Source organism: Dehalobacter sp. DCA, assembly GCF_000305775.1.
In the GTDB taxonomy this organism is placed as follows: Bacteria; Bacillota; Desulfitobacteriia; order Desulfitobacteriales; family Syntrophobotulaceae; genus Dehalobacter; species Dehalobacter alkaniphilus.
The window spans coordinates 896,811-922,063 of record NC_018866.1; the positions used below are offsets into that span (position 1 = coordinate 896,811).

Below are 25,253 nucleotides of genomic sequence, written 5' to 3' on the forward strand. Positions count from 1 at the left end.
TTATCCGGCTGTTCAACAGATTGCCCAACTATCGTTCAGTATATTCAATTATTTTCCTGTAGAAAACTTGGCTTACGCCAAGCCTTTAGCACTGGTGAAAGCCTTAGTTGCCCTTAAATGAATCAGAAAGCTATTTACTTTCTGATTCACAAAACAGTCCCGGCTGTACATTCGCCGGAAGATCCAGTCCAAAATAGCTGTAGACCTGGTTCGTTACCATTCTGCCTCTTGGTGTCCGCTGCAGAAAACCTCTCTGCAGCAAAAATGGTTCCACAACATCTTCCAGGGTCTCGGACTCTTCACCTACAGTAGCAGCCAGCGTTTCCAGACCGACCGGTCCTCCGTCAAAATTCCGGATAATGGCCAGCAGAATTTTCTGGTCCAAACTGTCCAGGCCCATCGGATCAACTTCAAGCTTATCCATTGCTTTAGCTGCCGTCTGAGAATCAACAATCCTGCTTCCCCAGAACTGCGCATAGTCCCTTACCCTTTTGAGCAACCTGTTGGCGACCCGCGGTGTCCCTCTGGAACGCTTGGCGATCTCCTCCGCTCCGTCCGGCGACAAATCCACTTTCAGGATCCGGGAAGCCCTGACGACGATCTGCAGCAGTTCCTCCGTCGTATAAAATTCCAGCCGGCTGATGACCCCGAACCTGTCCCTCAAAGGAGACGTCAGCTGCCCGGCTCTGGTCGTCGCACCAATCAGCGTAAACGGAGATAGGGACAGCCTGATGGAACGAGCGCTCGGTCCTTTACCAATCACGATATCCAGACAGTTATCTTCCATCGCGGAATACAGGACTTCTTCCGCTGTCCTGCTCAGACGGTGGATCTCATCTATAAACAGCACATCGCGCGGTTCGAGTGAAGTCAAAAGTGCCGCCAAATCTCCCGGCCTTTCAATCGCCGGTCCGGAAGTCGTCCGGATATTGACTCCCATCTCGGCCGCAATAATATTGGCTAGTGTGGTCTTTCCGAGTCCGGGCGGACCATAAAGAAGGACATGATCGAGAGCCTCTCCCCTGTTCTGGGCCGCCTGAATAAAGACGCTTAAGTTTTCTTTGATACTTGCCTGTCCGATATATTCCATCAGCCTGCCCGGTCTTAAGGCTTCGAATTCCCGGTCTTCAGGACGCTCCAGGGAAGTGATGACTCTTTCCAAGTTGGTTCCTCCTTTAGTGAATGAAGTTACTATCGACTTGCTCGGGCTTGTCTCTGTAATGGATGACCGCTTTCGGCAGATAGCGCCCTCCATGGCGCTAACAGCCGCGCTGCGCAATCCATGCTCCGCTTGGCGCTGGCCATCCATTACAGAGACTTAGTCTGGAGCCGGTAAAAGCTTAATTTCAAAATTTATGCTTCTGAATCGTTGTAGTAGTCAAATGTTATTTTACACAGGAATGAGCTTCATTCTGACTTTCCAACATGCCAACCTGCTTGAAAACCTAAGATTAGTCTGGGGGCCACAGTTCCGCTGTGAGCGGAGCACGATGCGGAGCGCAGCCTTTTCAACGGCCATGGATGGCCTAGTGTCGCGATGCCATGGATGGCAAGGAGCGACGTGCCACGGATGGCACAACGGCCGAAAAGCGGTATTGTGGCCCCCAGACCTGCCCAAAATCGTTTTTATATCACATATGCTCGGACGGTCCTGCGAGCAGACGCAGGGCTTCTTTGAGCTTATCCTCCATGGAGGATAAGCCTTTCTTTTCCGCCCTGACCAGTGCGTCGCGGGCCTCATAGCGGGAAAAGCCTAAAGCCAGCAGGGTTTCCAGTGTATCGTCTGCCGGAATGAAGGACCTCATATCTTCTTCCGTTCCGGCTTTAATATCGACATCCTTGATCTTTTCTTTCAGTTCCAGAATGATTCTCTTCGCAGTTTTGCCGCCGATTCCGGGGACTTCGGTCAATAAAGAAACGTCCTCACAGACGATCGCCGTCTTGATCTTACTGACAGAAAAAGCCGACAAAATACTCAGTGCTGCCTTTGGACCAATCCCGGTTACGCTAAGGAGCTGCAGAAACAAATTTTTCTCATCCCGGGTTAAAAAACCGTACAAAGACACATCATCTTCCCGCATGATTAAATGGGTATGCAGGGTAGTCTCTTCCCCCTGACTGATCTTTACCATTGAACTTACCGGAACATGGAGCAAATAGCCTACGCCGCCGACATCAAGCACCAGGCGGTCCGCTTCGGCTGTCCACACAGTCCCCCGCAGCATTCCGATCATTTGAACATTCCTCCATTTATCCGGCGTCCCATGCTGTGCGCATGGCATATGGCGATGGCCAGCGCATCAGCCGTGTCATCAGGCTTAGGCGTTTCCTGCAGCGACAGGATGGCCTTGACCATATACTGTATCTGCTTTTTATCTGCTTTACCGTATCCGACCACAGCCTGCTTGACCTGCAAGGGTGTATATTCGAATACTTCAATATTTCGGCGGGCAGCGCTTAGCAGAATGACTCCCCTGGCCTGTCCGACCGTAATCGCCGTCGTAGTGTTGCGGTTAAAAAACAATTCTTCGACAGCCATCACATCAGGTGAATATTCTCCCAAGAAATCCTCCAGAGATTCATAAAGCATTCTGAGCCTATCCGGCATCGGCAAGTCAGACGGAGTCCGCCAGCAGGAATAAGTGACCGGGGAAAGCTTTTGGCCATTTTTTTCGATTAATCCGTACCCCATAATGGCGGTTCCCGGGTCAATGCCAAGAATTAACATCTTCTTGCTCCTTCTGTGATCCGCATTTCATTATTTCAGTATCTTGTCAAGCTTATCATCCTAAACTTATACCATGTTCAATTCTAAATCTTATCTATCGAGGCGGAAGATACGCTTTAGAGATCAGCATCTTCCAGTGACTCGGCAAGATCAAAGTTTGTATAGACCTTCTGAACATCATCATGGCTCTCCAACGAATCAATCAACTTAATGATCTTTTTCGCTTGTTCGATATCGGCGATCTCGACGCGGTTGACCGGAATCAGATTGATGGCCGCATTTTCAATCGGTATCTTACTATCCAGCAGCACTTGTCTGACTTCCTGCATGCTATCCGGCTCGGTGAAGATTTCGTAGCTCTCATCTTCAGACGCGACATCCTCTGCCCCTGCCTCAAGCGCCAGAAGCATGATTTCATCTTCATCCATTTTTAAATCTTCTTTCGGTACATCAAGCTGTCCTTTTTCCGTGAACATCCAGCTGACACTGCCGGTTTCTCCAAGGTTGCCGCCGTTTTTCGAGAAAAGATGACGCATCTCTGATGCTGTCCGGTTCCTGTTGTCCGTCATCAGCTCCACCATGATCGCAACTCCGCCGGGACCATAGCCTTCGTAACGCAGTTCTTCATAATTGGCGCCTTCTCCCGCTCCGGCACCTTTTTGGATCGCCCGCTGAATATTGTCATTCGGCAGGTTGGCTGCCTTGGCATTATCGATCGCAATTTTTAACCTAAAGTTCCCGTTCGGGTCTGCACCGCCCGCACGTGCGGCCACCATGATCTCTCTGGCTAATTTTGTGAAAATCCGGCCTTTGATAGCATCGGTTTTGGCTTTCTTATGTTTAATATTTGCCCATTTGGAATGACCTGACACAATGATTCCTCCCTGATACATTATAGCCTATATATTTTACCATGTAGCGGATGCTCAGGCAAAAAAAGATTGTTATTGTCAGATTATTTGTTCTATATATCAAGCAGGGACTGCCTAACTGTAATAATACGCATGTATTTTCTTATCAATACGTTCTGCGTTAAAATCCAGCAATGCCCCAGTAAAATAGATGAAGATTGCTTCACACTGACGTTTTACTGGGGCATCAGGAGATTACGTTTTTCGGGAAGTCTGTGACTGTATTTTGCCGCTTCATCAATAATCGTCATTATAACAGCCATAATTTCATTTGGATCCAATGTATTGAACAATACGTGGCCAAATGAAATATAAATCTTACACTTGCATTGATCCAAACAAATCTTGGGCAAGTTTGGAAAGTTTTTTACTCGATGAAGATAATTCTCCATAAATGCCAACTGTTCCTGAGTCGCTGCGGAAACCGTTTGGATTTCCTCTGACGTGTTCCGGCTTGCATTTTCAATCCTGGCAACAGAATCAAAGATCAATTGATTGCCGCTGAGGGCCTGCTGCAAGATAGAAGATACTTCATTAATCTGAATAAAAACCCGATTAATCATTTCCTCAATTTTGGTAAACGCTTCACCACTGTTATTGACTGTTTCAGTGCCATGCTTTACTTCTTCATTCACAACATCTATCGCCGAAGAAGCAATATGCGAATCTGTTTGTATCGCATTGACAATAGATGTAATTTGTTTTGCAGCTTCTTGGGATTGGTCCGCCAATATTCGCACCTCTTCCGCAACCACCGCAAACCCTTTCCCTTGTGCTCCTGCACGTGCCGCTTCAATCGCTGCATTTAAGGCCAACATATTCGTTTGATCGGCAATCCCGGAAATATCATTCACAAAGTGTTCAATTTCTTTTGACCTTTCTCCGAGTTGCCTGATAATCGCAGCAAAACTCATGACCGATTGATCTATACTGTTCATCTGGCTGACTGATTTCTCAACCGTATCCTGACCTTCTTTCGCTATCTCTACCGCTTGGGAAGATTGACTGACCACTTTCTCCGTATCAAAGGCATAGACAAACCTTTTAAGTATAAATTGCACTGCCAAGGATAAACTAAATAAAAAATCAGAGCTAGGATACAATAACAAATGATTAAGGAACTGTTAACTAAGATACTTAGCAATTCACCCCAGATAACATTTAAGACACCTCAAAATGATTCTGAAGAAACCAAAAAATTAACTTCTGAAATTGATATAAATCTAGAAATATTGCAAGCGTTTTTCCATCTTTGTGAAGACATTGTAAGCAAGGAATTTTTGCTTGATCTTCCGACTCCAACAAGAGCTTTTATCATTTACGCCGAAAGTCTCTGCGATCCGGTTATGGTTAACGAATCAATACTTAAATCATTAATGCAGAAAAACTTTTTTCAGACACTCGAAATATCAACAACCAAAGCCAATCTGCCTGAAATCATTCTTCAGAGGCTGTTGCCTAATCACCAAACACAACTCGTATCAGACATTCAACAATTAAGCAACTTTTTGCTTAGCGGTCATCTTATTTTAGTGATCGACGGTTATTCTACAGCTATTGCTACAGCAGTTCAAGGGTACGAACAAAGAGCCGTCAATGAACCCTCCACAGAACAGAGCATAAGGGGTCCAAGAGACAGTTTTGTTGAAAACCTGTCCACAAATGTTAGCTTATTGCGAAGACGAATCTCTTCCAACCGCCTGAAATATCAATCGATAACCCTTGGGAAACTTACTCATACCAAAGTAGGAATCTGTTATATTCAAGGAATTGCGAATGATAAAATCGTGGAGGAAGTAAAGGTACGCCTTAACAGAATTGACATTGACAGTATTTTAGACAGCGGTTATATAGAAGAGTTAATCGCCGATGAATCCTTTACGCTTTTTCCACTTGTCCAAAATACTGAACGTCCAGACCGAACAGCAGCATCTTTGTGCGAAGGAAGAATCGCTATTATTGTGAATAATACCCCATCGGTATTAATCGTTCCATGTACAATTGTTTCTCTTTTGCAGGCATCTGAAGATTATTATAATAACAACCTTTTCGCCACTTTAATCAGAATCGGCCGTTTTATTGCGATCAATATTGCATTATTAGCTCCTGCCATTACCATTGCTGTCTTTTCCAATAATGCCGAGCTGATTCCCTTGACCTTTCTCACCACAGTAGCCGGAGCACGTAGTGATTTGCCTTTTCCCATTTCAATTGAAATTATCTTGATGGAACTCACTTTTGAATTGTTACGTGAGGCTGGTGTCCGATTACCAAAGACCGTGGGTCAGGCGATAAGTACCGTAGGCGGCTTGGTCATAGGCCAAGCCGCGGTTACCGCCGGCATTGTCAGCCCTATTACGGTTATTGTGGTCAGTATAACAGCAATTGCTTCTTTTGTTTTTCCGGATTATTCCATAGGCACCAGTATTAGAATTCTACGCTTTGTGCTAATCATTTTATCCAGTATACTGGGCATATTCGGAATAGTCTCGGGTCTGATGGTTATTTTATACCATCTCTGTGGTCTACGTTCCTTTGGCGTGCCTTATTTATCGCCGATTGCTCCCCTAAGCGTGTCTGATTTAAAAGATACCTTTTTCCGTGCCCCCTGGTGGGCTATGTCTACCAGACCACGCCTTACCGGTGCTGAAGAGCCCATACGTCAAGCCTCCAAGCAAGGTCCTACTAAACCGGATAAGGAGGTGCATGACCCATAGACAAAGAAAAAATATCCGGTACACAAACTGGTATGCTGCTGTTTACGCTGATTACTGCTACCTCTATTCTCTTTGTCCCAGGAATCATTGTACAGAGGACAGGACAATCGGCTTGGCTTGTTACCACATTCTCTTGCTTGACAGGCATAATCTCGCTGCTGATTATTTTAAAATTAAGTCAGCGTTTTCCACGTACCATTTTATCTAAGTACAGCGAGATTGTTCTTGGGAAAGTAATGGGTAAGGTTTTCTGCCTTGCCTATGTCCTGTTTTTTTTTACAACCAATACCCTTACAATTAGGGAATTTTCAGAGTTCCTGAGTTACAGTCTATCATTCGGAAGTTCGATACTACTCCTTATCATTGTTATTGTAGCAGTAACAGGGTTTGGAGCCTATAAAGGAATTGAGGTCATCGTTCGGGCCAACCAATTTGTGTTGCCTCTTTTTGTTATCAGCTTCGTATGTTTATTTGGCCTGGCGCTGTTCAAAGTCGACTACGAAAGAGTGCTGCCTCTTTTGGAAAAAGGAATCCAGCCCCTTTTACCGGATTCGGCAGTTGCTGCCTCCCTTTTCGGAGAGATCGTCGTACTTATTATGCTGCTACCAATTGTCAACAAACCTCAGGAGATCTGGAGCAAAAGTCTTTGGGCGATTCTGGCGTCTATGGGTTTTATAACCCTATGTACCCTAATTATTATTACGGTAGTCGGTCCAAATCTTTCCGGTCATTTGCTCATTCCTTTTTGGAATTTTGTTAAATCAATAGAATACGGGAACTATGTCCAACGGATTGAAGGTATTATTTTCTTTTTTTGGCTAACCATAATCATGATTAAAACAACTTTGTTATACTATTTGACCTGTCTCATAACCGCACAAGTTTTCGGTTTGAAGTCCTATTACCCCGTCATCTGTTATTTAGCCCCGTTACAAGTAACAGCTGCAACTTTTATGAGTAGCAACACGATTCAGTTACAGGACATTTTTAGAAAGTACTGGCCACCTTTCGCACTATTTTTTGAAATAGCACTACCTTTGTTTCTTCTCACTGTTGCGGTAATAAGAAAAAAAAGAGGAAGTTAATTAAGATGAAACGTAAATTTACGCACGTTGCCCTATTGCTCCTCCTCTTAACGACTATTCTTATGTCGGGATGTAAAAAGGAAGTTGAGGAGCTTGCGGTGGCTACTATGTTTGGTGGAGACTATGTCAATATAAATGGAGTTGACCAATATCAAATTTGGGCCAGGATGATGCGCCCCTCCAGTATGGAAGATAACCAAAAAAAAGAGGGCGCTTCTTCCGACTACTTGATCAGCGCTTCAAGTACGTCACTGATAGAAATAATAAGTAACTTGATGGTGCGGTTGCCGAAGACGCCTTTTTATGGACATACTTATATTTATGTTTTTGGGGCACGTGGTGCTCAGGAAAAAATCCTGCCTCAAATTGAAGCTACGATGAGTAACCCGGATTCACGTCCGGCTGTTTTTGCGTTAGTTACCAAAGGATTAGCTTCACAGATTATGCAGCTGCAACCTTCAGGAACTACCACCCTCACCCAACAAATTAAAAACCAGTCGGAGAAAATAGCAATCGATAAAGGCGTAGCGTGTGGAATTACAATGAATGAGTTCTCAGAATGGCTGCTCAGTCCTGATCGGGACGCGTTACTTCCTGAGATAGAATCGATTTCTCCAGTAGAAGGCGAGACTGTTCCTGATTCTGTCATTGTTCAGGGATTTGGTGTTTTTCGTCAAGCCAAACTTGTGGGTTGGCTAGATAAAGAAGAATCCTTGGGGTACCTGCTAATTTCCAAAAAACTCAGGAATGTTCATATTTCTATCCCATTTACGATAGATAATCAATCTTTAGCCTATTATCTGTCAGGCTCAAAAAATAAGATTAACTTTAAAATAATAGACGGCAAACCTTATTTTAAGATCAAAATTCAAACGGTAGGATTAGTTGCTGAAACTGACGGATTTGACATCACTCCAGATCAAATCAAACCACTAGAAAAAATCATTTCTGACAAAATCCGTGAATATCCGTTAAAATCAATTGCCTGCGCCAAAAAATATGATGCGGATTATTTTGGCCTTATGCAGAAAATACACCGTTACAACCCTTCTTACTGGCAGGAGATTGCCCCGAACTGGAGGGATATTTTCCAGCAAGCTGACGTAGAAGTAGAAATAGAGGCAAAAATAGTAGGTAGTGGTTTTGTATCAAAATCGTTTAGTCTGAAACCCTGAAAATGTAATTAAAAATCATTAGGAGTGAACAACGGCTTCCCCAGAGGAAGCACTTGTTTCTGCATCATATCATTCAGCAAGATTGCTATGCCTGAATAGATTAGCCACAACGCAACAAGCAATAATAAGCAAGAGCCTATTATCCCAAGATATGGCATAGAGGCAAAACAGGATATCGAACTCAGAATGAATCCTGCGGCAGCCAACCAGATGAAGAAGGCCATTAATCTGCTCTTAAATCCACCTAGGTATCCTACAAATAAAAGTATAATACCCGTGCATATAAAACCTATTCCTTCAATATGATTACTTCCACTGATCATTTCTGCGGAATATACAGATCCATTAAGGAAAAACATCAGGTCAATCATTCCTCTTACAAGAAAATGTCCCAAAACGATTATACCCAATATACTGTTCGCTGTTGCCCCCACTAAATCCCCCATTTTCAACTGAATGACAACAACGATGACCAACACGACTGTTCCCATAAAAATCCAGGGAATTAAGAAAATTGTCGTTAAAGGGACCGCTAGTCCTAGCATCAAAAAAGCTTGTACCAATATGAGCAACCCGTTCGTCAAGTTTCCTATTGCGCTAGGGTCTGCCCATTTGCTCTCATCATTAGATCTCGACATTGTAATTGTTTCACTCATCCTTTCTAATTGATAATTCTTTAAAAATTCATAAAAAAACGGTTCGCCGTCTCCAGGTTGATTATAATAGCTGCTTTGACTTTTTTTACGTATCAGATAATACATTTTTAAATACATTTATATTTCTATTTTTATGTAACCTGTCAGAAGTTTTTATTTTACATTTGCAGCTATGCCTAGCTCAGAATGCACTGGGTGGATAAAAGGAAAGACAGGGTGTCTTTCCTGACACCCTGTCTTCCTCTTATCTGTCTCATTATTCAGTTTAAGCTCATTATCGGTCTGTTCTTTAAAATCCATTGTTCGGCTGCGTAATTAAGGGGCAGTGTACGTATATTCTCCCAATCTAAATCCTCAACTCTCCGTTCGCGCAAATCGATTTCTTTAAAATATTGGCCGCAATCTAAACAGACAACAACCTCCACTCCAGGAAACTCGGCAGAATTGAGATACGTTTGCTGAGAAGAATTTTCACTGCCGCAGTGTATGCAGCCCGATATTTTTATTGGCCTCTCGCTGCCGCAGACAAGACAATGTGTAAAGCGTTTTCCATTCAACGCATCCAATGTTGTCATAAGATTATCTTCACCACAAACCGGACATGGGCACATTGGCTGATCATCCATACTTGTTGAGATAGGCAGTTGCCGGTATACCGCCTGAGCTACCCCAGCTATTGCTAAGCTCAGACGGCTGAAAAGAGGTTCGTTTCCTTGAATACGACCTGCGCTGAACTCATCTTGGAGAACGGCAAGTTTGGAGTGGTCTATCTTTTCTTCCGCAACAATGTTCAACCTGTCCCATAAATCAATGATGGCGTTTTCCGGCAGATCATTGATGGTGAATAATGGATACTGCCCGGATTTCGACGGTAATTTCAAATCCTTCAGGTCGTTTTCTCTTTGCCAGGCAGTGATCTCTGCTCTCATTTTTGAATAGTTCTCTTTGACAGCAGACAAACTTGTTGCTTGTCCTCCATCGGTCTTTTCAGTACACAAGTACATCCCTCCCAAAGGTTAAGACAGTGTCAAAATGATTTCACCGTACCGGTTCTGGCTTTCGACTATTTCTCTTGGTCCTTGACCTCTTTATACCAGGCAGCGTGATGCGCCTTCGCAAATTTTTCCGAGACGTATCCCTTTAACATGCCCGGCAGAGCAGCCCTTGATTCAGGATGAAGCAAAGATAAATAGAGATGTCCCATCAACGCTGCAACCATCATAAACATCGACATATCGTGAACGGGATAAGCTATCCGGACCAACTGATCTGGGAAAACATGAGGGGACCACATGATAAATCCGCTCAAGGTGATGAATACGGAACCCAGGATCGTAATCAAAGAGTTGATCTTTTCTCCGCCGTTAAACTTGCCCTGAGCCGGGTAGTTGCCGTGTCCTCCAAAAAATTCCTTGGGAAAAGCCATGATATGCGCGATATCCGCTTTCGTAAATCGAAAAGCAGAACGCAGCCATTCCCAGTGATATTTTGGATCCTTGATAAAGAACATCGCTACAACGACCACAACAAAAATCACGGCAAAAATCCTGTGAAGGATGCGGGAAACGTCAACTCCCCCAAAAATCATGAGTACCGGCCGGCTGAATTCGGATAGTATGCCCCACCCTGTGAGGAGGAGAACAAAAAAGCTTACAGCATGAACCCAATGGCTCAATCTTTCCCCTTTGGTAAAACGGAGTATTTTGCCGGGAACTTGATTCGAGCCTGATTTTTTTTCATTCATTACATCTCCTCCTCTCTCTTTATCGGATGCTGATCTTGATCAGAATCTTTTTTGTAGTTTCCCTTTAGCGCATTAATCGCCACTCCCACAACGACTGCCGCAGCAGCACCGCCTATTGCAATTTTGCCGATAGGCCGGATAATATCTTTCCATAGATAAAGTGTTAAATCAGTCGATGGATTTTCAGGCAGACCATAGGCAGCAGGCGTATCGAGCAAAATATAGCGGTAGGTTGTACCTGACTGCCCATTCTGACCATAAAGATTAGCGTTGGGGAATTTCTTTTTTACCTCGGCCAACCGTGCTTGGGCAATCCCCAGCATGGTATCGTAATCACCGAATGACAGCGCTCCTGGCTGGCAGATTTTTACGCAGGCAGGCTCAAGACCGTTTTCCACTCTCCCTACGCAACCGGTGCATTTGTTAGCCTTCTCTGTGGTTTTATCAATCTTAGGCACATGAAACGGACAAAACTGGGCACAGTATCCGCATCCAATACATTTATCTTGATCAATGACCACAAACCCTGAATCTGTTTTGGATATGGCACTTGAGGAACACGCTTTCAGGCAGGAGGGATCATCACAGTGAAAACACTGCGCCTTGCGCATCAGCCAGTGCATGTTATTATTTTCATATTTTTCCTCAAATGTTACATACGTATAGGTGTTTGGTGTAAAATCGGCCATACTCTGATAACTTTTGACGAGAGAGGTTTTTTCAGTCGGAAGATCATTCCATTCCTTGCAGGCTGCTGAACAGGCTTTGCAGCCGGTACATTTGGATCCGTCCACTAAAATCATTTTTTTTGCCATCTCTAAACCCTCCTTATATTGACCAGACAACATTTATATTCGGGTGTTCCTGCTGTCGGGTCAATTACGCCGATGGTCACTTCATTGATGCTCGATCCAGGATTTAAAGATGCAAAACCCCAACTCCAAGGTACACCGATCGTTTCGGTCGGCTGTCCATGTACCTCATACGACTGAATGCGGTCTGTGACAAGACAACGGATCTCAACCTTGCCGCGTGCCGAGGATATTTCAACGCGGTCTCCATCTTGTACGCCAATTTTCGCTGCAAGGTTTTTGCTGATTTCTGCAAAAGGTTCCGGCATCAGTTCGTTCAGCATCGGAATGTTGCGGGTGATACCGCCGGCACAGAAGTGTTCGCTGACGCCATATGTCGTCAACACATAAGGATAATCTTTACGGTTACCAACCTTCTGAACATCGGGCAATGTTTTGGGCATTGCCACAATGGGATTGCTTGATACATTTGGATGGAAGATATTTTCCGCAGGGCTTTCCACCGGCTCGTAAAACTCCGGTAGCGGACCATCGTTGCAGATCCCTCCTACATTCACACCGCCGGCCGGTTTGCCGTCTGCTGAAGGCGTTGTTGGTATCCCGCTTGTATATTTGCCTGCAAACAAACGTCCTACTCCTTCCGGATTCATACGGAAAGCCAGCTTTCCTTCCGGAGTGTCAGGCCCTTTCGTCTTGTCGACTACGTCAGCACCGTCATTGCCGGCCCAAACATTTTTGGCCGCATCCCACCAAATTAATTTGCGTTTGGGATCCACAGGCTGTCCCTGGGCATCACAGGATGCACGATTGTATAAAATACGGATATTTCCCGGCCAAGCAAAGCTCCATTCGCGGAACAATCCGAGTCCGGAAGGATCTGCATTTCCTCGGCGTGCAGCCAAATTGCCTTTCCCGGTAACACCGGCATAAATCCAGCATCCGGTAGATACTGACCCGACCGGTGCTTTGAGATAATCGGCTAACGTTGGCAATAATTCGCCGTTTGTTTCATCATAGCCGTTTAATTCCTGCAACACCTTAAGCGCTTTCGGCTCATGGCCGTAATCCCAGCGTGCATCAAGAATCGGTCTGTCTTTAGGATCAGTACTGCCTCCATATAAGCTTTTCACCCGCTTATACAACAGATCGAGCATATCCAAATCCGGCTTGCATTCGCCCAGAGGCTTGAGTGCTGCATCCTTCCACTGAACCCAGCGGCCTGAGTTCGTCAGCGTCCCGTCTTTTTCATAGACAAAGGCAGCCGGAAAAAAGATTACTTCCGTCATAATTTTAGACGGATCAACACCGGGCTCCCGCCAGAACTGGGCAGTCTCGATTTCAAATAAATCGGAGACAACCAACATCTCTAGTTTAGGCAAAGCTTGGCGGACCACTTCGAGGTTCGGTACGGATACCAGTGAATTGGAGCCAATATTCAGCATCATCTGGAATTGGCCTTTATTCACCGCATCCCAAATTCGAACCAAACTTGAATTGACATTGGAATCGTACTTTGGCAGATAATTAAAACAATAGTCGTTTTCCTTGGTCGCTTTTTCTCCAAACCAGGCCTTCAATAACGATACGAGATGTTTTTCCCGGTTGGAGCCGTTTCGTACCAAATAATCTTTGAGTGTCTTGTCGGAATGGGAGGGGGCCGGAAGATAACCTGGCAGATTATTATAGAGATTGGCCATATCTGTGGAACCCTGGACATTCGGCTCGCCGCGCAAAGCGTTGATACCGCCTCCCGCTTTGCCGATATTGCCCATCAACAGTTGGATAATGCCATAACACCGGATGCCTTGTACAGCCGTTGTGTGATGGGTCATCCCCAATGCATAAAGGATAGACGCAGGTTTGGCGCTACAGAAAGCATCGGCAATTTCCTTAATTTTTGATGCAGGTATCCCTGTAATATTCTCAGCAGTTTTCATATCATAACGGGAATAATGCTCTTTTAATTTGCTGAAGACGCTGTCAGGATCAGTAAGGATCAGAGCTTTAACCGGTTTGTTAGATTCGTCTAATTGATAACCCCAACTATCGGTTTTGTATTTTTTCTTTTCGGGGTCAAATCCGGAAAATAGTCCATCCTTGAATTGAAAATCCTTGCTTATTTTGTACAGAGCATTTGTGTAGTTAAGGACATAATCGTGATCATAGAGCTCATTTTCCAATATATAATTGATGATTGCCCCCAGATAGGCAATATCTGTACCCGGGCGAATCTGAGCAAATATATCTGCCTGCGAGGCTGTCCGTGTAAAACGAGGATCAACCACAATTACTTTTGCACCGCGCTCCTTGGCCTTATTGATCCACCGCATAGCAACGGGATGGTTTTCGGCACAATTTGAGCCTGCAATTAAGAATAGTTCAGCATTCATCAGATCCGGCCAGGAATTGGTCATGGCACCACGGCCAAATGAAGGTGACAAACTTGCCACCGTGGGCGCGTGTCATATCCGGGCCTGATGTTCGTTATAGGGCGTGCCTAAAAGCATTGATAGTTTTTTAACTAAGTAGGATTCTTCATTGTCGATTTCAGCGGATCCTAAAACAGCAATCCCCTCAGCCCTGTTGACAGCAAGTTTCTCGGTCTTCCCTGTAGCTGCATTAATGACATCGGCATCAGCTTTCCAGGTTTTCTCCCTGACATCTTTGACTTTATTGGCTACTCTGTCGATAGCCTCGTCCCAGGATATTTCCTGCCATTCATTTGCCCCCGGAGCACGATACATCGGTTTCGTGATCCGAGCCTCAGAATAGGCAACTTCTCTTAAGCTGGCTGCCTTAGAACAAAGTGCCCCGTTATTGGTTGGATGATCGGGATCCCCGGCTAAATACACCAGCTTTTCATCTTTGATATAGAGAAGCAAGCCGCACCCTCCGGAACAAAAATGACAAATGCTCGGAATTTTTTTTGTGCCTTCAATCTTAAGTGCATATCCCTGAGCCTGAGCGAGGTCGGGATCAAAACCAAGGCCAAGCGCCAGCGAAGCCAAGGAAGCTCCTGATAATTTCAGGAAATTACGTCTTGATAAATCCATTTTTCTCCTCCTTTACTTTTTTTAAACAACAATTTTTACTTTTTGCAAGTTTTTAAATTTTCTGAATATTCTAACCTGCAATGTCATTAATATTAAACTGACATAGGAAATTAATCAAGTATTGTTAATTACTTAACAGAATTGGGCTTTTTTTGCGAATACTTGTTCAAACCTATTAACATTTTTGATTCACGGCATTTGCAATCAGCACCTGACCGAAGGCAAGACCGCCGTCCCCGGACGGGAGCTTCTGCGGGTAAAGGATCTCTACCCCGATCCCTTCCGCCAAGAACATCAAAATCTCGGTCAACAGCTTATTTTGAAAAACACCGCCTGCAATCGGCAGTTTTTTGTTTTCAAGACCAATAAGCATCGCCGTTTCTAGCATCTGACACGCTAAAGAATAGTGAAATCTAAGCGCAGCTTCCCCAGGATTTTTCTGAAGCAGCACATCGTTGGCGATCTCTTTCAAGAGGCTCCCCACTTTTACGTGAAGAACACCGGGCTGCGGTTCACCTGAAATCTCCAGACAGGCTGGATATAAAGCAGGATATAAGCCCGGACAGAAACTTCCATCTGTCTTGCCGGCAATTTCGTTATATTGCTCAATAAGTTTTAGGCGTTTTTCTGCAATTGTCTGACCAGATATTCCGTGTTGATCCAAGAGAGCAGCCGACGCCTTGACCCTCATTGATGCCTGCAGTCTTATTTTTTGGAATTCGTTCAGGTTTTTTTGAATGTCCTTGTTTCCGTCCTCCAGCCATTTCTCGGCCACACTCTCCAGTTCAATCGCTGCCTGTCCCTCGTATGTCACTTCTGTACAGACCCCGAGCATACCGCTGACCGCGTCAAAGAGGCGTCCTGCGCTGGAAGTTTCAAACAGCTGAAATCCGCTTCGAAGCTGGCCATCCAGGATATTCTTTTCCTGAGAAGATAATTTAGTCCAAAGCGGTTCCGTCCGCTGCCATTCTTCTTGTGTCATAAGTTTCTTCAAGTAAGCATAGGCAATCCTGAGCGGATATTTAGCTCCGGCATCGCCGCCGGGCAAGGGCAGATATTCAAGGTATGCTTTGCGCTCATAGCCTTCCTGATTTCCGAAAAGATACTCAAAGCCCCAAATTCTGCCGTCCTCGCCATAACCTGTTCCGTCGCAAATCAGGCCGAGCATCGGCTCATCCATCCCATGTTCTGCCATCACGCTGACGAGATGGGCATGATGGTGCTGAATCCGAATTTTTGGGCGATCCATCGACCGGGCAATCCGGGTCGTCGAATATTCCGGATGCATATCATAAGCAGTTTTTTGCGGAGCAATGTTTGTTACCTTCTGAAAGGAGTATAACTCCTGTTCAAAACGTTCCAAATTTTCATATCCATGCATATCTCCAATATACTGGCTCATGAAAGCCATCTTTCCGGAAGCAAGGCAGAAAGCATTTTTCATTTCTCCGCCCAGACCGACAATCGGTGTTTTGATCTCCTGTTTTAAAAATAGCGGCAGCGGTACATAGCCCCTGGCCCTACGGATAAAGGTCATTTGATCCCCAATCATCTGCATGACTGAGTCATCACACGGATGATAAATATCTCTGTTGTTTAGAAGAAAATAATCAGCAATTCCGCTTAAACCTGCCAAAGCTTCCTGATTGTCATATATTAAAGGCTGTCCACTCAGGTTTGCGCTGGTCATCACGAGATAATCATAGGTCCCCTGAAAGAGCAGATGATGAACCGGTGTATACGGCAGCATGATGCCAAGTGATTGAAGGCCGGGTGCTGTTTTCGGAGAAATCCGGCTATTTTCATTCTTCTTGCGCGGCAGCAGGACAATCGGTGCAGAGGGACCGGCAAGCGTCGATTTTTCGAGCTCCGTTATCGTCACCTCTTTGAGGGCGGTTTCGATATTCCTGGCCATGACAGCAAATGGTTTTGCTCCGCGCTCTTTGACCCGGCGCAATCTGCTGACCGCCTCATGATTGCAGGCATCACAGACGAGATGAAAGCCGCCAAGACCTTTGACGGCCAGGATCGCGCCTTCCTGCAGCAAGTCAATGCCGATCCCGTTGCCGCTAATTTCATTGCCTGTACGATCCAGTAATTTAAGTGCAGGCCCGCAAACCGCACAAGCAGTCGGCTGGGCATGAAACCGCCTGTCCAGCGGATCCAAATATTCCTGATGACATTCCGGGCACATCTGAAAACCCGCCATGGTCGTTTTCTTGCGGTCATAAGGCTGATCCTTGATGATCGTATAGCGCGGACCGCAATTGGTACAATTGATAAACGGATAGAGGTAGCGCCGGTCCTTACTGTGAAGCATTTCCTGCAAGCAGTCCCTGCATACTGCAACATCCGGAGAGATCAAAACATCCTTGTCTTCGGACTCCCTGCTTTCTGTGATCGTGAACTCCCGGTAATGCTGAACCGGGATCTCGGTTATCTCCAGCGATACAATCACAGCCAAAGTTGGCCGGTCTGTTCTGATTCTGCGAATAAAATCCTCTACCCGTTCCCCTTCAGCCTGAATCTCGACTCCGCCGCTGAAATTATTTACCCAGCCTTTAATGTCCAGTTCCCGGGCAAGTTTAAAAATAAACGGCCTGAAGCCGACTCCCTGAACAATGCCGTTGATCCGAATTCTTACAGCTCTTGTCACGTTTTTACCACTCTTCTGTTTGTAATATCATCCTTATTTTTTCATGTGATTAAACTTACATCGGGTTTTTCTCTAATGGTTATTTTGGAAGATATGAGGTATCGACCAGACGGTTAACCAGCTCGTCAGGATCAACATCGGACTTGATAAAACCATTCGCTTTCAGAAATTCAGCCGATTCTTTAAGTTTTACAATGTCCTGACTGTCAATCGGCATTGTAAAATCAAATTTCGGATATAAAGCAGTTACCGCTTTAAACTCCATTCCATTGGTGTCAGCCGTCATTCGCAAAGCTTCATCCTGATTTTCCTGTATCCAGGCCAATATTTGCTGATGGATCTCCAGAAAATGCTTTGTTGTTTCAGGGTACTTCTGAATAAACTCTGTTCGCGCGGCGATTACAGCCTGACCAAGGATAAGGCCTTCAGCATTCCGGATCAGGGTGATTTTTTGGGAAGCAATCCCTTTGGTCAGCAGTGGATCAGGGATGACCGCAGCATCCACTTGTTTTTGCAGCAGCGCGTTTAGCGCGTCAGCTGAGGCCATGCTGATTATTTCTACGTCATTCGCAGACATGCCTGCCTCGGCAAGCGCTTTGATCAGCATTTCATGCAGCATTGTTCCCTTCTGCAGGGCGATCTTTTTTCCCTTCAGATCCGCTACGGATGCAATTTCGCCACCTTTGGCTGCAACCAGGCCGATCCCCTTCGGAAACTTGGAATAGCTCGAAAGAATCTTAATATCGTTGCCGTTCGCATTCGAGATAATGGCCGAAACATAATTCAGTGATGTGGCAAAATCAATCGATTTGGCAGCAAGGGCTTCCGTTGTTGCCGGACCTTCCAATTCGTACCACTTCACCTGAATTTTATCCTTCGCAAATTCGTCTTCAAACATCTTTTTCTCCAGTGCTACAATTGCCGGAGCGTTCAAAGGCTTCGTCGAATACGATATGTTAATAACTTTCGGATTTTCCTGCTGTTTGGCTATATTGGGCTGACAGCCTGTCACCGAAATCAGCAGCAATAATGACAATAATACAGTGAAAGAAACTTTAAGGTAATTCTTCATCAATAAACCCCCTCGTAATACTTATCGAAAACATTTGATTCGCTTAGCGAATGGCCTCAAGTATAGTTTTCCTCATGTTGATAAATTCTAACCCATCAGGATTTCTTGGATAAGCAAACGGTACTTCCAGTACCTCTTTGATCGTACCGGGAGACGGCGACATAATCATGATTTTTTGACTGACGGTAAGTGCTTCTTCGATATCATGGGTGACAAGGATAACGGTTTTTTCGGTTTTCTGCCAAAGATCAATGATTTCTTCCTGCATTCTGGCCCTGGTCTGGGCATCAAGGGCCGAAAACGGCTCATCCATCAAGAATACTTTCGGTTTAAAAGTGAGCGCTCGCGCCAAAGAGACCCTTTGGGCCATTCCTCCGGACAGTTCGTAAGGATACGCTTTGCTGAACTGTGTTAACCCTACTAACTGAAGCGAGCTGGCCACAATTTTCTCAACTTCGTCTTGTTTCTGTACTCCTTGGATACCCAGCGCGGTATTTTTTTCAACGGTCAGCCACGGAAAGAGCCGCGGTTCCTGAAATACGACGGCACGCCCATAACCGGGCCCGTCAATGTTTTCTCCATCAATCAGCACTTCTCCGCTGCTCGGGGGTTCCAAGCCGGCAATAATCCGGAGTAACGTAGTTTTGCCGCACCCGCTGGCTCCGACAATACTGACAAATTCTGATTGGTTGCACCGGAAATTGACTTCTTTCAGGGCTTCAATACTTCCCCAGTCGCTATGGAAAACCTTACCGACATCACGGACTTCGACTAAAACCTTATTCATTTGCGCTCACCTGCTTGATACATCTTTTTCCACGGCATTAGCTTATTTTCAATTTTTCTGAGGAAAAGGTCGATAAGCATCCCGGCAGTTCCGATGGTGACTATCGCAACAAAAATTTTATCGTATTGGGCTAATTGTCTGCCTTCAATGATCAGATAGCCTATTCCCGAAGATGCTCCCAGCATTTCCGCTCCGACCAGCGCCCGCCAGCAATTGCTTAACCCAAGCCTTAGACCCACAAAAATCGTCATAGCTGCTGAAGGAATATACACCTTTTTAATCATTGCCCATGGAGAAAGCATATAGGCATGACCAACTTCGATCAGCTTCGGATCAACACTGGTAACGCCCTGCACCGTATTCAGGAAAACCGGAAAAAATGAGGCATACACAATCACTGCAACTTTGGAGGCTTCATCAATCCCGAGCAAAAGCATAAAAATCGGGATCCAAGCGATTGGCGGAATCTGCTGCAAAAAATGCAGTGTAGGATTCACCCAATGCCTGAACCCTCTGGCTTTGCCTACCAGAATACCCATCGGAACTGCAAAAACAACCGTCAAAAAGAACCCGTACACCAATCTCCGCAAACTTGCCAGCAGATGTTCTTCCCAAATCCCGGTTGCAAGCATATGCAGAAATGTTTTCAAGATCTCACTTGGCGGAGGCAAGATGTAGGTATTAACCAGACTGCTGCGTGCCGCTAATTCCCAAACTACAATCACAGCTAATGGGAAAACCGCCCCTCTGAGTATATTCAGGAGCTTTGTCCGGTTATGTGTATCCGGCTGCCCGTCAAACCCTTTTTTCGTTTTTCCTTGATTAATTTGCATCAAACGGTGTACCTGTCCTTAGTCTAAATTAAAGCTGCATTGTTTCCTTGGAAAATTAATATTACAGCATTCCCGAAAAAAAAGAAAGAGCCTACAACTTTAACTGTTAGGCTCTTTCTTGATTGTACCCTACTTGCAGAGATATTCGTTAAACTTTCCGCGCTGCGTATAATACGTGTGCAGCAGTTCATGCGATTTATGGCCATTGGGTTCTTTCAGAAACTCGGCATACAGTTTCATGACATCCTCATTCTCATGAGATTTCCTAAGCTGCTTGCCTTCATCTTCCTTATAAATAGCCTGGAGACGTTTCTGACGAATCTCCGGTGTGGTCGGTCTGGGCTGGCCGCCGCCGCTGATGCAGCCGCCGGGGCATCCCATCACTTCGATAAAGTGATAGGGGGATTCACCTTTGGCAATTTGGTCCAGAAGGATCTTCGCTCCTGCCAGACCACTGGTTACAGCAACTTTTACCGTAACTCCGTCGAGGAACTTATAAGCTTCAACAGGATTCTCGATGATCACATCCGCCGTCTTAATCTGTTCCAGGCCAACGATCGGAGTAACATGGAGCTTATCAAACGGCAGTTCCCGTCCCGTAACCACTTCGTAAACTGTACGCAGGGCAGCTTCCATAACACCGCCGGTAACGCCGAAGATATCGGCAGCACCGGAGGAAAGACCCAGCGGATTGTCAAATTTGCTGTCTTCGAGGTTTACAAAATCAATGCCGGCTTCCTTAATCATCTTGGCAAGTTCTCTGGTCGTCAGTACGGCATCGACATTCGGTACGCCATTGTTCTGCATTTCCGGTCTGGAAACTTCGAACTTCTTGGCCGTACAGGGCATGATCGATACAACATACATGTCCTTCGGATCCACTTCAATCTTGTCGGCATAATAGGACTTCGCCAGCGCCCCAAGCATGGTATGCGGGGATTTACAGGTCGAGAGATGGTCAAGTTCTTCCGGATAGGCATGTTCAACATATTTGATCCATCCCGGGCTGCAGCTTGTAATCATCGGCAAGGTAGCCTGGCCGCCGGTCAGCGCATTTTTCACCCTGGTCAAGAATTCGGTGCCTTCTTCCATAATGGTCAGGTCAGCCGTAAAGTTGGTGTCGAACACATCGTCGAAGCCGAGTTCTCTCAAAGCAGAAGCGAGTTTGCCGGTAACGAGTGTCCCGGGTTCCAGCCCGAACTCTTCGCCGATTGCAGCCCTAATCGCAGGGGCAACCTGAACAACAACGCGTTTATTGGGATCATTGATCGCCTGCCAGACATCCTGGATCGCATCGGTTTCCTTCAGCGCGCCTACAGGACAGACCACCGTACACTGTCCGCAGTAAGCACAGTTTACGGAATTAATCGGCAGATCCATAGCCGGACCGACAACCGTCTTAAATCCGCGGTTTTGTGCATTCAGAATACCAACCTGCTGAATTTCGTTGCAGACAGTGATACATCTGCGGCAAAGAATGCATTTGGACATATCCCGGGTAATGGAAGGGGATTTGTCGATGCAGCCGGCTGAACGTTTTCCTTCGAAACGGGCTTCACTGACGCCGAGCATATTGCCCATTTCCTGCAGCTCGCAGCTTTGATTGCGTTCGCAGTTTAGGCAGTCTTTCGGATGGTCGGACAGAATCAGTTCATAAAGGACTTTCCGGGCCTTACGGACTTTTTCGGTGTTGGTTTTGACAACCATTCCTTCTCTGACCGTAACCATGCAGGAAGGCTGAAGGCTCTTGGCGCCTTCGACTTCAACAACGCACAGTCTGCAGGAACCAAACTTATGAACGCCTTCCAAATAGCACAAGTTAGGAATATGAATATTGTTCTGTTTCGCGGCTTCCAGGATAGTCGCGCCCTCCAAAGCGGAAACACTTTTGTTATTAATTCTTAAATTTACCATGCCTTTACCCTACCTCCTGTCACAGCGTAAACAGCGCATAGATTCTGCAATTGCATTGAGCTTGTGGTACCCTTGAGCCACCTCGCAGAAGCAGTCTTTTCTCTTCTCAGGGTCAAGAACTTCCATTGGGAATCTGGCATGCTCAACGAGTTCGTCCTGATCTGCCGGCGCAGGAATTTCGATCTTTTCGCCTTTATTCAGCACGCCTTTGCCACCCAGGTAGAGGTCAATGGAAGATGCAGCTTTCTTACCGTCTGCAATTGCCGTGATGGCCACATCGGAACCTCTGGCAACGTCACCGCCGGCAAATACGCCATCCATCGTGGTCATCAAGGTGTCTTTATCCGTAATAAAAGTTCCCCACTCTGTTAGTTCAACATCATCCATTCCGACAAACGGCAGATCCGAAGACTGGCTGACCGCCGGGATGACCATATCGACCTTCAGGGTGAAATTGGATCCTTCTTCAATTTTTGGTTTTCTTCTGCCGGCAGAATCAAAGCCGCTCACCTTCATTCTGACGCATTCAATTGCTTCGATTTTGTCTTTGCCAATAAAACGGGTCGGGGCAACCAGCGGAATAATCTCAATGCCTTCTTCAATCATATCGCAGATTTCTCTGGCATCAGCAGGCATATCTTGAATCGTTCTTCTATACAAAACATTGACTTTCTTAGCGCCTAACCTTAAAGCCGTTCTAGCTGCATCAATCGCAGTATTGCCGCCACCGATAATCGCCACGGTTTCACCGATCTTCACATCCTGTCCGAGGTTCACATTGCGCAGGAAATTCAAGCCGTGAACGACCCCCTCGAGGTCTTCGCCCGGGATATTGATCTTGTTGGACAGCTGGGTTCCTGTTGCAATATAAATGGAATGATGTTTTTTGCGCAGCCCGGCGAAGCTGACGTCATTGCCTACTTCGGTATTCAGATGGATCTTGACACCGACTTGCTCAATCAGTTTGATTTCATGCTTAAGCACGTCTTTGGGCAGCCTGTATTCCGGAATACCAAATGCAAGTAGGCCTCCGGCCACAGGCGCTGCTTCATAAACATCGACCTCATAGCCAAGTCTTGCCAGGTAATAGCCGCAAGTCAAGCCTGAAGGACCTGCGCCAATAATGCCGACGCTCTTGCCGTTTTTCGGAAAGACAATGTCTTTCGTGGATTCTTCTTCATGCTTGAACGCATAATCCGCCACGAACCGTTTCAGATCGGAAATCGAGATCGCTTCGTCCAGCTGTGCCCTGCGGCATTTGCTTTCGCACGGATGCGTGCAAATTCTTCCGCAAATAGCCGGAAACGGATTTTCCTGTCTGATAAGGTTGTAAGCATCGATATATCTTCCTGCCGAGATCAAGCCCATATATCCGGGTACATTGACGCTTGCCGGGCAGGCATTCTCACACGGCGAAAGGAATAAATCCGAACATACGCCGGCGCGGCAGTATTTGTTCTTGATATGCTCTTCGTATTCGTCACGGAAATACCGGATGGTGCTTAAGACCGGATTGGGAGCCGTCTGACCCAAACCGCACATTGCGGTTTCTTTGATCTGAGCGCCGAGCTCTTCGAGAAGTTCGATATCGCCTTCCTGGCCTTCTCCCTTGGTAATGCGTTCCAGGATCTCGAGCATTCTCTTGGTTCCCACACGGCAAGGAACGCATTTTCCGCAGGATTCATCCTGGATGAAATCCATGAAGTACCTGGCGGTATCGACCATACAGGTATCCTCATTCATGACGACCAGTCCGCCGGATCCCATAATGGCACCGATTTTGCTGATATTTTCATAATCCATCGGCGTATTCAGATATTCCTTCGTGATACAGCCGCCGGAAGGGCCTCCGGCCTGGGCAGCCTTGAAGTTTTTACCTCCGGGAATGCCCCCGCCAATATTGAACAAAATATTGCCAAGGCTCATGCCCATCGGGACTTCGACGATACCGGTATTGACGATATCTCCGGCCAGTGCGAAGACCTTGGTGCCTTTGCTCTTTTCAGTGCCAAACTGCGAATACCAGTGCGAACCCTTCAGAATGATCGGAGGAATGCATGCTAAGGTTTCTACGTTGTTGATAATGGTCGGTTTGCCAAACAAGCCGCGTTCGAATGGGAACGGTGGTTTTTGTTTGGGTTCTCCGCGTTTGCCTTCGATCGAAGCCATCAAAGATGTTTCTTCACCGCAGACAAAAGCGCCTGCACCAATCCGGATTTCCAGGTTAAACTCAAAATCCGAACCAAACAGTTTCGCTCCGAGCAGGCCGCACTCGCGGGCTTCTTCAATCGCGGCACCCAGACGTTCAACGGCAATCGGATACTCCGCCCGGATATAAACATAGCCCATGCTTGCACCAATCGCATAACCACCGAGCATCATCCCTTCAATGACACTGTGCGGGTCACCTTCGATGACGCTTCTGTCCATGAACGCACCAGGGTCTCCTTCGTCAGCATTGCAGACCATGAATTTCTGATCGCTCGTTGATTTCATTCCAGCTTCCCATTTGATGCCTGTCGGGAAACCTGCACCGCCGCGGCCTCTGATGCCGGACTTTTTAACTTCATCGACAACATCCTGCTGCTTCATGCCACCCACAGCTTTGGCAATCGCATAATAACCGTCTTTGGCTATATAAGCGTCAATCGAAGCGTATTCGATCTGACCGCAGTTTCTGAGCGCAATTTTGACCTGGTCTTTGAAAAAACCAATATCCTTAATATTTGGAACGTGTTTGCCAAGCGTCTGATCGTAGAATGTATACTTTTCCAGCACCGTACCGTTGATAATGTGAGATTTTACGATCTCGGCCATTTTTTCGGGATTAACATCCGTATAAAAAGTTTCATCAGGTAGAATAAGAAGGACAGGACCGACCGCACAAGTCCCCATACAGCCTGTTTCACTAACTGCAACCTTGTCCTGAAGCTCGTATTCTTCCAGATATTTCACAAGCGCAGCGGATACTTCACCGCAGTTGGAGGATACACAACCTGCGCCTCCGCATACAAGGATTTGATAATTATACTTGGACAGTTTTTCACTGTATTCCTTTTTAATTTGATCCAAATCAGCAACACTATTGACTTTCATACGCTTTATTTCAC

General features: G+C 45.9%; 19 protein-coding genes. 3 read left to right on the forward strand and 16 right to left on the reverse strand.

What is annotated here, in order from left to right:
- Positions 1-130 precede the first annotated feature (130 nt).
- From ruvB to DHBDCA_RS04225, 5 genes are all read right to left on the reverse strand, one after another.
- A complete protein-coding gene (gene ruvB, locus DHBDCA_RS04205) occupies positions 131-1,162 on the reverse strand; it encodes a Holliday junction branch migration DNA helicase RuvB (protein WP_015042923.1) in 1,032 nt (343 codons plus the stop codon).
- Between the two features lie 469 nt (positions 1,163-1,631).
- The gene (gene ruvA, locus DHBDCA_RS04210) at positions 1,632-2,234 is read right to left on the reverse strand and encodes a Holliday junction branch migration protein RuvA (RefSeq protein WP_015042924.1); all 603 of its coding nucleotides are present in this window, start codon (positions 2,232-2,234) and stop codon (positions 1,632-1,634) included.
- Complete coding sequence (ruvC, locus tag DHBDCA_RS04215) at positions 2,231-2,728, reverse strand: crossover junction endodeoxyribonuclease RuvC (protein WP_015042925.1); 498 nt, start codon at positions 2,726-2,728, stop codon at positions 2,231-2,233. Before ruvC ends, ruvA begins: the two co-directional genes overlap by 4 nt.
- 116 nt (positions 2,729-2,844) lie before the next feature.
- A complete protein-coding gene (locus DHBDCA_RS04220) occupies positions 2,845-3,600 on the reverse strand; it encodes a YebC/PmpR family DNA-binding transcriptional regulator (protein ID WP_015042926.1) in 756 nt (251 codons plus the stop codon).
- A 215-nt stretch (positions 3,601-3,815) separates the two neighbouring features.
- Positions 3,816-4,652, reverse strand: coding sequence for a methyl-accepting chemotaxis protein (locus tag DHBDCA_RS04225; RefSeq protein WP_015042928.1), 837 nt, complete (start codon positions 4,650-4,652; stop codon positions 3,816-3,818).
- 96 nt (positions 4,653-4,748) lie between these two features.
- On the opposite strand from DHBDCA_RS04225, the gene DHBDCA_RS04230 reads away from it, so the two are divergent.
- Genes DHBDCA_RS04230 through DHBDCA_RS04240 form a run of 3 tightly spaced genes read left to right on the forward strand, consistent with a single transcriptional unit; the run spans position 4,749 to position 8,616 of the window.
- Positions 4,749-6,356 (forward strand): spore germination protein, encoded by a 1,608-nt coding sequence (locus DHBDCA_RS04230; RefSeq protein ID WP_015042929.1) that lies wholly within the window; start codon positions 4,749-4,751, stop codon positions 6,354-6,356.
- 11 nt (positions 6,357-6,367) lie between these two features.
- A complete protein-coding gene (locus tag DHBDCA_RS04235) occupies positions 6,368-7,441 on the forward strand; it encodes a GerAB/ArcD/ProY family transporter (RefSeq protein WP_256364962.1) in 1,074 nt (357 codons plus the stop codon).
- A 5-nt stretch (positions 7,442-7,446) separates the two neighbouring features.
- A complete protein-coding gene (locus tag DHBDCA_RS04240) occupies positions 7,447-8,616 on the forward strand; it encodes a Ger(x)C family spore germination protein (protein WP_015042931.1) in 1,170 nt (389 codons plus the stop codon).
- A gap of 8 nt (positions 8,617-8,624) precedes the next feature.
- On the opposite strand, the gene DHBDCA_RS04245 is transcribed toward DHBDCA_RS04240, so the two are convergent.
- The 11 genes from DHBDCA_RS04245 to nuoF all read right to left on the reverse strand — a co-directional run bounded on the left by DHBDCA_RS04245 (position 8,625) and on the right by nuoF (position 25,239).
- On the reverse strand, positions 8,625-9,389 hold the full coding sequence (locus DHBDCA_RS04245; protein WP_015042932.1) for a hypothetical protein: 765 nt from the start codon (positions 9,387-9,389) through the stop codon (positions 8,625-8,627).
- Positions 9,390-9,532: 143 nt separating this feature from the next.
- On the reverse strand, positions 9,533-10,276 hold the full coding sequence (fdhE, locus tag DHBDCA_RS04250; protein WP_242824965.1) for a formate dehydrogenase accessory protein FdhE domain-containing protein: 744 nt from the start codon (positions 10,274-10,276) through the stop codon (positions 9,533-9,535).
- 59 nt (positions 10,277-10,335) lie between these two features.
- Positions 10,336-11,016 (reverse strand): formate dehydrogenase subunit gamma, encoded by a 681-nt coding sequence (locus DHBDCA_RS04255; protein WP_015042934.1) that lies wholly within the window; start codon positions 11,014-11,016, stop codon positions 10,336-10,338.
- Positions 11,016-11,831, reverse strand: a complete 816-nt coding sequence (locus tag DHBDCA_RS04260) for a 4Fe-4S dicluster domain-containing protein (protein WP_015042935.1) — start codon at positions 11,829-11,831, stop codon at positions 11,016-11,018. The genes DHBDCA_RS04255 and DHBDCA_RS04260 overlap by 1 nt, the downstream gene beginning before the upstream one ends.
- A gap of 2 nt (positions 11,832-11,833) precedes the next feature.
- Positions 11,834-14,881, reverse strand: coding sequence for a formate dehydrogenase-N subunit alpha (fdnG, locus tag DHBDCA_RS04265; RefSeq protein ID WP_015042936.1), 3,048 nt, complete (start codon positions 14,879-14,881; stop codon positions 11,834-11,836).
- A 175-nt stretch (positions 14,882-15,056) separates the two neighbouring features.
- Positions 15,057-17,537: a carbamoyltransferase HypF gene (gene hypF / locus DHBDCA_RS04275; protein WP_015042937.1), complete on the reverse strand. Its 2,481-nt coding sequence runs from the start codon at positions 17,535-17,537 to the stop codon at positions 15,057-15,059.
- Positions 17,538-17,616: 79 nt separating this feature from the next.
- Entirely contained in the window at positions 17,617-18,609 is a 993-nt protein-coding gene (locus DHBDCA_RS04280; protein ID WP_015042938.1) for an aliphatic sulfonate ABC transporter substrate-binding protein, read from the reverse strand.
- 43 nt (positions 18,610-18,652) lie between these two features.
- The gene (locus tag DHBDCA_RS04285) at positions 18,653-19,396 is read right to left on the reverse strand and encodes an ABC transporter ATP-binding protein (protein ID WP_015042939.1); all 744 of its coding nucleotides are present in this window, start codon (positions 19,394-19,396) and stop codon (positions 18,653-18,655) included.
- On the reverse strand, positions 19,393-20,229 hold the full coding sequence (locus tag DHBDCA_RS04290) for an ABC transporter permease (protein WP_015042940.1): 837 nt from the start codon (positions 20,227-20,229) through the stop codon (positions 19,393-19,395). The genes DHBDCA_RS04285 and DHBDCA_RS04290 overlap by 4 nt, the downstream gene beginning before the upstream one ends.
- A 129-nt stretch (positions 20,230-20,358) precedes the next feature.
- Positions 20,359-22,143, reverse strand: coding sequence for an NADH-dependent [FeFe] hydrogenase, group A6 (locus DHBDCA_RS04295; protein WP_015042941.1), 1,785 nt, complete (start codon positions 22,141-22,143; stop codon positions 20,359-20,361).
- A gap of 9 nt (positions 22,144-22,152) precedes the next feature.
- Positions 22,153-25,239: an NADH-quinone oxidoreductase subunit NuoF gene (gene nuoF, locus DHBDCA_RS04300; RefSeq protein ID WP_015042942.1), complete on the reverse strand. Its 3,087-nt coding sequence runs from the start codon at positions 25,237-25,239 to the stop codon at positions 22,153-22,155.
- Positions 25,240-25,253: the final 14 nt, after the last annotated feature.